Annotated in this window: 9 protein-coding genes and 2 pseudogenes; 3 read left to right on the top strand and 8 right to left on the bottom strand. The window is 48.4% G+C overall.

Annotated features, from left to right (window positions below):
• Nucleotides 1-193: pseudogene (locus tag IQ217_RS08535) on the top strand (IS4 family transposase); the annotation flags it as partial.
• Here IQ217_RS08535 and IQ217_RS08530 read toward each other — a convergent pair.
• From IQ217_RS08530 to IQ217_RS08515, 4 genes and pseudogenes are all read right to left on the bottom strand, one after another.
• Nucleotides 157-975: a hypothetical protein gene (locus IQ217_RS08530; protein WP_194019621.1), complete on the bottom strand. Its 819-nt coding sequence runs from the start codon at nucleotides 973-975 to the stop codon at nucleotides 157-159. The pseudogene IQ217_RS08535 and the gene IQ217_RS08530 sit on opposite strands and share 37 nt — an antisense overlap.
• A gap of 180 nt (nucleotides 976-1,155) precedes the next feature.
• Nucleotides 1,156-1,512 (bottom strand): annotated as a pseudogene (locus IQ217_RS08525) (thermonuclease family protein); the annotation flags it as partial.
• Nucleotides 1,513-1,533: 21 nt separating this feature from the next.
• Nucleotides 1,534-1,941 (bottom strand): DUF5615 family PIN-like protein, encoded by a 408-nt coding sequence (locus IQ217_RS08520; RefSeq protein WP_194019620.1) that lies wholly within the window; start codon nucleotides 1,939-1,941, stop codon nucleotides 1,534-1,536.
• Nucleotides 1,916-2,221, bottom strand: a complete 306-nt coding sequence (locus IQ217_RS08515; RefSeq protein WP_228024318.1) for a DUF433 domain-containing protein — start codon at nucleotides 2,219-2,221, stop codon at nucleotides 1,916-1,918. The genes IQ217_RS08520 and IQ217_RS08515 overlap by 26 nt, the downstream gene beginning before the upstream one ends.
• 240 nt (nucleotides 2,222-2,461) lie before the next feature.
• Between IQ217_RS08515 and IQ217_RS18900 the strand changes: the two genes are divergently transcribed.
• Entirely contained in the window at nucleotides 2,462-3,124 is a 663-nt protein-coding gene (locus IQ217_RS18900) for a hypothetical protein (protein ID WP_228024319.1), read from the top strand.
• Between the two features lie 208 nt (nucleotides 3,125-3,332).
• Complete coding sequence (locus IQ217_RS08505; protein ID WP_194019618.1) at nucleotides 3,333-4,073, top strand: hypothetical protein; 741 nt, start codon at nucleotides 3,333-3,335, stop codon at nucleotides 4,071-4,073.
• On the opposite strand, the gene IQ217_RS08500 is transcribed toward IQ217_RS08505, so the two are convergent.
• The 4 genes from IQ217_RS08500 to IQ217_RS08485 all read right to left on the bottom strand — a co-directional run bounded on the left by IQ217_RS08500 (nucleotide 4,070) and on the right by IQ217_RS08485 (nucleotide 7,386).
• Nucleotides 4,070-5,002 (bottom strand): SurA N-terminal domain-containing protein, encoded by a 933-nt coding sequence (locus IQ217_RS08500; protein ID WP_228025743.1) that lies wholly within the window; start codon nucleotides 5,000-5,002, stop codon nucleotides 4,070-4,072. The two genes, IQ217_RS08505 and IQ217_RS08500, sit on opposite strands and share 4 nt — an antisense overlap.
• Complete coding sequence (locus IQ217_RS08495) at nucleotides 4,929-5,966, bottom strand: HlyD family secretion protein (RefSeq protein WP_194019617.1); 1,038 nt, start codon at nucleotides 5,964-5,966, stop codon at nucleotides 4,929-4,931. The genes IQ217_RS08500 and IQ217_RS08495 overlap by 74 nt, the downstream gene beginning before the upstream one ends.
• Complete coding sequence (locus tag IQ217_RS08490) at nucleotides 5,963-6,247, bottom strand: hypothetical protein (protein ID WP_194019616.1); 285 nt, start codon at nucleotides 6,245-6,247, stop codon at nucleotides 5,963-5,965. Before IQ217_RS08490 ends, IQ217_RS08495 begins: the two co-directional genes overlap by 4 nt.
• Before the next feature lie 68 nt (nucleotides 6,248-6,315).
• Nucleotides 6,316-7,386 (bottom strand): ATP-binding protein, encoded by a 1,071-nt coding sequence (locus IQ217_RS08485; RefSeq protein ID WP_194019615.1) that lies wholly within the window; start codon nucleotides 7,384-7,386, stop codon nucleotides 6,316-6,318.
• Between the last annotated feature and the right edge of the window lie 214 nt (nucleotides 7,387-7,600).

The raw sequence follows: 7,600 nt of genomic DNA, 5'->3' as shown, positions 1-7,600 counted from the left end.
GCTGATTGCCAAAAATGAGAATGCAATTGCGATTCAAATTTATACCTGTATAATTGCTTATTTGATACTGAAATTACTGGTAATCCCGAAAGAAGCAGGTACAACAATGTTAGATAAACTACGTTATTTACAGGCTTTCATGTGTGAAAAAATAAGCTATGTACACTGGCTAAGGGAGTTAGCACTAAGGTGATGAATTTGCTTTGCTATAGGGTTATTCTGCTTATTTTTCGGTGGAACGCAAATACCATTCAACGTTTCTGGTGTACCTGGTTGAGATGAGTGCATATAAGCGCGGGATTTATTGGTTAAGTGTAATGAGAGCCTAGTTGCGACCTTCTTTAAGTTTTCTGCTACTCCAGCAGGTGATTGAATTGCTAACAGTTGTGCTTGAAGATAAATATGTGGAGGAGTATGCAAGCCAGATTGCATCGCAACCATATCACGTGACATGAAAGTTCCACTTGGTCGAAGATAATCAATAAACTGACTTGTAGATAATACTTTGCAGTCTTTGGTTTCTTCCTTTAAATGGCTTAGATATTCATCTTCCCCATTAGCTAAGCAGGCGAAAATTATTGATATCAGTTCCTCTTGCAAATCAGGAATTACTTCACTTGCATTGTTTGCAAGTTCCTCTAATTGTTCCAAAGAAATATTTTTTGAAGTTGATTTAAGAACGTTGTAAACAGTATCAAAAGTATATTCACACCATTCGCCTATCGTATCGTTAGAATATCTGTCCGATAAACCCCACTCTTGACTAAACCTTGCTCCAGGAGGAACGGGCTTTAGTTGATTGTAATATATGCGTGAATGGTAGCCGAGCCATGAACCAGACCAAGCTTTACCTGCCTCATTTGCTGCTTCTTGCAGTACCTTTATTGACTCAACTACGTCAGAGGACTTAAATCGTGCAGCGATTTCAGAGCAAGTAGATTTGATACGATCAAGAGAATCCTTGAAATCATCCATTCATATTGACACCTAATTTAGGTTTGCCATATAGCTATCGATTGTACGGAAATTTTTTGTATAACACTCTCTAACGTAACGATATGTGGAAACTCCCAGTATATTATCCTACTTAGGTTGGATTGCCAAAAAGTTTCCGAGTGAGAGTGAATCCAGTGTTGAAAGATCGCCTACCAAACCCTACTTATTCTGCCGCCGCCAATCCCAAGGGCGTTCTGCATTTCCATTAGACCAAACCCCAGCTTTGTTGGTGATCGCCTGCTGTTCTAAGAATTCATACTGCTCTGCATTGTCAGGGCATGACTTCTTGTAGCGTTCATAGTAGTGGGCCATGCCGGCTAGAATCATTTCGCCATTGACCCCTACCTCAAGGCCTGGAGTGTCAGTCATTGCAAAAACTTCCACCACACTGCGCCCATACTGATCTTTTTCCGCCCCCATCAAAATAATTTCCCGATTATCCGTCAACATTGACCGGAGATAATCCCGTGCTTCCACTCCACCAGCTTGTTTCAATTTTGGGGCATCAGTGTAGACTGTCCTGACCTTGAATCATTGTCACTGGTCCGGCATGGGTTCAAAGCGGAGTGACCCATCTATTTCCACATAAAGCACACGGTTGATCATGTCTCTTCCTGTAACCATTTCCTCCGCCAAGGCGATCGCCGCCAGGGTAACAACTTCAACTTGTTCAGCGCGGATTAACTCCCCATTACAGATGAAGATAATACCTGGGTGAATTTCTGTTGCTCCAGCAATTTGTTCAAAATCTTTGATATTGGCAGTGACGACAATATAGTCATTTTTGTACGCGTACTCAAAAACTGCTTGATCTTCAGCGTTAATTAAGCCTCTATCTCTAACGGCAACAGCCTCAATACCCAATTTTTGGCTAATTACTTGGGCAATGGAGGGGGAAAGGTCTTCATCAATCAGCAATTTAAAGGGGTTGGTAAGCTCGATCACAAGTCTGGCTTTGGCAATAGATTGGGGCAAACTTAAGATCGATGGGTTTCAAATAGGGATAATCCTCAAGGATGGCCGCAGGGTGTTCTCCTCGCTCTACTAATGATGCAATCCGCAGTACCGTCAATCGACTATCTGGAAAGACAGTTTCGCCGCCCATAATAGCTGGATCTTGCACCAAACCCTCTGCCCACCGTTGGAATTGAGCATTTTCCTGTGGACTAAGCTCAACGTTCGACGGGGACTTATCTCGGTTTTGGTGAGAGTGGCGACCTAACATGTTCACCTCTATTAGATATTTCCAGCGGCCTCAGTATAGCAAATAGCAAAATAGGACCAGGACTAACCAAAGATTTTTGTCCATATTGTTAACTATAAAATCCGGCAATTATAAACGTCCAAGCTGAAATTGATGAACAAATAAAGCAAGAAAAAAAGCCATAAATCGGTAACAAAAAGAGCCTTGACAAAAAGAGAGGGACATATAAAATAGCCCCACTCAATGACGCTTATTGCAATTATGAAATACAAACTACTTCCCAGTCTAGCCTTGGTGATGCTGGGCATAACGGCGCTTGCTCCTGGTGCTTTTGCCAATCCAACGGTGGGGCGCGAAACCCGCACAGGAGACATATATGTTTCCGGTTTAGGTAGTTATCAATCCATCAAAGGGGAATATTCATCCCTTCCCAGATCTACGAATAAAAACGCCAACGAGTGCGGTGTGATCAAACTAAGTGGTTCCTCCACCAGCTTGCCCATAAATGCCGGAGATACTTTCAAACTAAATGGAGGTGCGGACATTGCCTTTAACTCTTTGGTGGTGGAAGCAGAGCCAAAATGTTCCAACGGTGTGCTGGTGGGTAATCCTACTCCATCCGCCACCCTGAAAGATTCCAATGGCAACGTTTACTTCACTGGCCTGACTCCCTACAGCTCCAATGTAGTTACCTACAACAATGCCCCCACCCTGCGGAGTGTGAAGGCCTCCACCTGTGGCACAGCCCGGTTCTCCAACTCCGGCAAATACGTGGTGACCTCCGGCTCTTTGACCATCACTGATTCCGCCACGGGGTCAACCATCGTGACCATTCCCGACGTGGGAGCCATGACCGCCGTTTCCGGTGGGCCGATCTGCCGTAACGGTGCCACCTTCACCACCGCTGATTGGCCATCTCCCTAATGCCATTTGCCCAGCACTGCTCACTCATTGGGGATCTTAATCCCCTTTTTTTCTATGAAATTGTTACTCGCTTTAACGTTGGGGTTCTTTTATGTTCTTCCTATCCTTGCCCAAGCCCCTGAAATGCCGGAAGAACCTGCCCCATTGGAAGACGCAACTATGGAGCCGATGCCTGATATTATTCTGCCTCCTGAGCCTCCAACCCCCAGTGGCAAGGGCCCAAACTGAAGACAATCCCCATGATTCCCTCAGTCTTTACGACAAGTATGACGACGGTGCGGAGGTGATTACCTTCACCGGCTTGGAACCCCATACCTACTACGAATTCACTGACCGGGGTGGGGGTTATATTGCCAAAGCCACCACCAACCATTGCAGTATGATGACCGTCAAAGTGCCGAAAAAATACCCCTTGGCCAGTCAGCCCTACAGCAGCCATGACAGTGGCATTTGGAACACGGGTAGATTGGTCAACGGCACAGTTTTCTTTTGGCGTAACCGGCCAGATTGGGACAACATAGTTTTTACCAGCGGTGAAGACACCACCCTGCCCGATAGTCAGGTCAATTGCAGTTACATTGTGGGGCGATTTTCTTGGTTTGCCAAAGTTAGGGATAACGTCTTAATTTTCTATGCTGCTGACCGGGATATTCCCCCCAACTCGACCTTTTTTGTGCGCTTAGATGGGGGAGGGCCAGTACCCTGGAAATTCAGCCAAAGAAAGAAATCTAACGCTTGTGGCCACGTAGCATTCAAATATTACTGGAGATTAACCGCCAGCACCAAAAAGCCCGGTTATGACTTGGACTATGCCGATGGCTTTGAGTTGCGTAAAAATAACGTCTTGGTGAGAAATTATAGCTGGGCAGATTGGTATAGATGGACACCCCGCCCCATTTGTAGCAAGGGCAGATCCTACCTGACCAATGATGACATTCAGTATGACTAATCCTCCCCAGTGCCCAGCACCAGCAATTTAACCTGTACCACCTGATTTCTGAGCCGTGACCATTCCCGAAAAGTTGCGGCTTTTTGCCGGTCGTAGCTACTCAGTTGGGCCAAATAGCGTTCACTGTCCCCCTCCCCAAAGCGGTAGGAAACCTTGGCAATTTCGAGGCGTTGCTTATCCCGCTTGGCGATCGCCTGCTCAATTTGAAAAGCTCGGGCCAATTCCTCCAGTTTGAGGATTTCCACTGTTACCTGTTCCCGGAGTTTTTGCTGTAATTCCGACTTACTGCGTTGTAGTTCGGCAATTTTGATTTGAATGTCCCCAATGGCGATCGCCCGTTGTTGCTGGGAATCGTTGCCAGCGTATTGTGACCAGTTGAACAAAGAACCCAAACCCTTGCCCAGAAAAGCGGCGGCTACATTACCCAGGATGAGGCGGAAGGGATTATTCACCGGTGCTTCCACCCCATTGCTGACGGGCCCCAGGGTGGAATAGAGAAAGACCTGGAGGAAGGGAGAGAAATTAGAGATGGCGATGGAGTCCAGATTCTTTTGCCTGGCCTCCTCCACAGCGGCGATGCTCTCATCAATTTTGTCCTGGAGGTCTGCCAAGAGGCGGGAATTTTGGATAGCAGTATTTTGCAGTTGGTTAACACAGGATTCCGTCGCCACACTACAGGGCAAGTCCCCCAGCATCTGTGACCAAACATCTTCACTGATTTTTTTGTCCACCAGGTCATCCAGTGCCGGGTCAAGGAAAGGATTGGGTTGCCCCTGGGGGTCTTCCATCAACTCCGGGTCATCTTCGCTGCCAATTTCCAGCAGATCCGGTTCCTCAATTTCCCCCTCATCATCGTCAGTTAGTTGGGCTAGGGCCGGTGGTGTCCAGGTAAAGGGTAACGGCCAGCTTACCGTCGGTTTGGCGGTCAAACTTAATGCGGCGAATAGTGCCAGAGTAAGGGCTTTCGACTTGAACGATGCCATTTAACTTTTCCTCCACAGCGGACAATTGCTCCCGGAGCTGGGCTAATTTAAACTCCCGGTCTAACTTCTGATTGGCCACATTGATGGCCACCTGATTTTCTTCTTCGGCTCGGCGGGAAATGGTGATGCGGTGGTTATATTCCGCCAATTCCCGATTCTCCTTAGCGGCCCGTAACCTGGACTGGGCCTGTTCCAGTTCCCCCCGGGCAATGGAGACTTTACTTTGCAGATCAGTGAGTTCCTTGCGCCGGTCTGTTTCCACCTGAAAATATTCCGCTTGGAAGAATTTATATTCCGCTTCTTTGCCCTCCAGGGTCGTTTTGGCTTGTCGTAGCTTCTCCGTTTCGTGGGTCAACATCTCCGGCGGCAAACCCCGCAGGCCATTAACCGCATCAAGCTTGCGTTGCTGTAACTCAAAAGCCCGGTGGGCCGCTTCCACATCGGCTAGGGAACGTTCCACTTTAGCCTTGGCGGAAATAAACGGGTCAGCCTCGATCGCCGTGGCCAGATTACGTTGGGCCTGGGCTAGTTTAATTTCTGCTAATTGAATGGCGGTTTCTTCCACAGTGTAGGAAACGGGGGGCAGTTCCCGCAAAGCTGGGGCCGGTTGCAGGATGGGCACCAACTGACCTTCCACATTGGCGATCGCCAGGAGGCGTTCCCGCTGATCCCTTTCCAGTCGGGAGCGTTCCGCTTCTTTATCCGATAGCACCTGACCGCGGTTGACCGTATCCCCTTCCCGCACCTTCAGTTCCGTGGGGTCGCCTAGGGTGAGGTTAATCTTGAGCCGGTTGGGAGTAGTGAGGGAAGAATCATTACTAGGGGTATTAGTGGTGTTGGTTTGGGCATGGAGGCCGCCAAAGACTACAGTGCCGAGGATTACCGCCAACAGTAAAGCCCGCCAATTCATAGTGACCTCCGAAAGGCAGTCAGCCCACCTTGGTAATACTCATCAATGGCCGCCTCAATGTGGGCATCGGAGCAATTGTCGAGAAAATCCTCAACTTCCGCCAAATCCCTGGATAAACAGCCCAACATCCAGCTTTCTAGCTCATCTTGGTCGAGCCAGGGTTCATCACAGAGCAGGAGGAAATGTTTAATGTCGAAGATGTCGAATGACCAACAATCAAGCAACCATTTTCTTGCTTCGGCTAGTTCTTCCTCGGTGAGGGTAGTAGTGGTAGTTAGCATTGTCATAGCCTTTTGATACAGAGCAACTGAAACAGCAGTGGCATAAAGCAAGCCAGCGTAGCCCAGAATTAACCACATCTTTGGTAGTAGGGAGTAACGTTAACTTTGTTGGCATTTTTGCCAAAGCGTACCAATGATTCCAGGGGATTCAAATTGGCGATCGCCTCCTCAGAAAACCTAAAGGTGCGGGCCGTTAGGGGTAACTCGGAAGAATCAACCGGCAGAATCAGCTTAGTGAACGTATTGGTTAGCACATCCTTGGAAATATGGCGGGATGATTGACTGGCCACCCACAGCCCCAGACCGTACTTTCTACCGTCCGCCGCAATCCGATCTAGAGCCTTTGAGTAACCAAGCTCCTTGGCTTCATCAATAAACAGCACCGTTCTGAGAGCCGATTCCCCTAGTAAACGGTGGCGGTTCATCAACTGAGAAGCCAGGGCATCTCCGGCGATCGCCTGCAATTGGGGGGGAAGTTTGGCAAGATTCCAACGGGTTAACCTTTCATAGGGGGGCTGGGTTTTGTTGAAAATGCCGTACTCAAACATGGTGGATAGCTTTAGTCTCAGCTTTTCCGCTTCCTTGTCTTCCTCGGCCATTTCCTCCAGCAAAGCTTCCAAGTCAGAAAAGTTAGGGGGTACTTTCAACCAACTCTGGGGGGATTCCTGGGAGATGCCCCGACGGAAATAGCAATGTTTGAACGCATCCAGCAGTTTGCCCTGTTGATTACTACCCAACCGTAGGGTTTTGGCGAATAGCATGGCCAGCTCAATGGCCCGCAGATTGGGGCCGCCCCCTTCCTGGTCGAGGTTAATTACTAGGGGATTAATGCCAGAGTTGCTGGTCATATTGATGTGGTAAACCTTTTCCCCCGGTAGCTCCTGGTCACCATGGAAGTCAATAATCGCCACCTCCACCAACTTGCTCACCTCCCAGGCGATCGCCTTCAGGGTTTGGGTTTTGCCGGCCCCGGAACCGCCAATGATGCACCCATGGGGATTGGCCACAGTGGCGGGGTTCCAATAAATCTGCTCACCGATTAACACCCCCTCCCGGTTGACCACCGAAAAATTACTAGGGGTTTGGGTATGGGTTAAACGGTTAACTAGGGGTTTTGGTTTGGAGTTGGAGGTAAACATAATCAGGTATCAGGTTTCAGGGAACAGTTATCAGGGGTCAGCGGTGGTTAAGGGAAATGGCATGGATTATCAGCAGGGCGGCAAAGCATTGGATTCCCAGGAGATAAAGGAGAATGGTCATGGCAGGCTTCACACAGTGGTGGTTAGGAATCCCCCCTAAATCCCCCTTGGAAAGGGGGATTTAGGGGGATAAATCTTTTGACTTTGACTTTTC

The sequence above is a fragment of the Synechocystis salina LEGE 00031 genome (assembly GCF_015207985.1).
Classification (GTDB): Bacteria; Cyanobacteriota; Cyanobacteriia; order Cyanobacteriales; family Microcystaceae; genus Synechocystis; species Synechocystis salina.
This window is presented reverse-complemented; position numbering and strand designations above follow the sequence as displayed.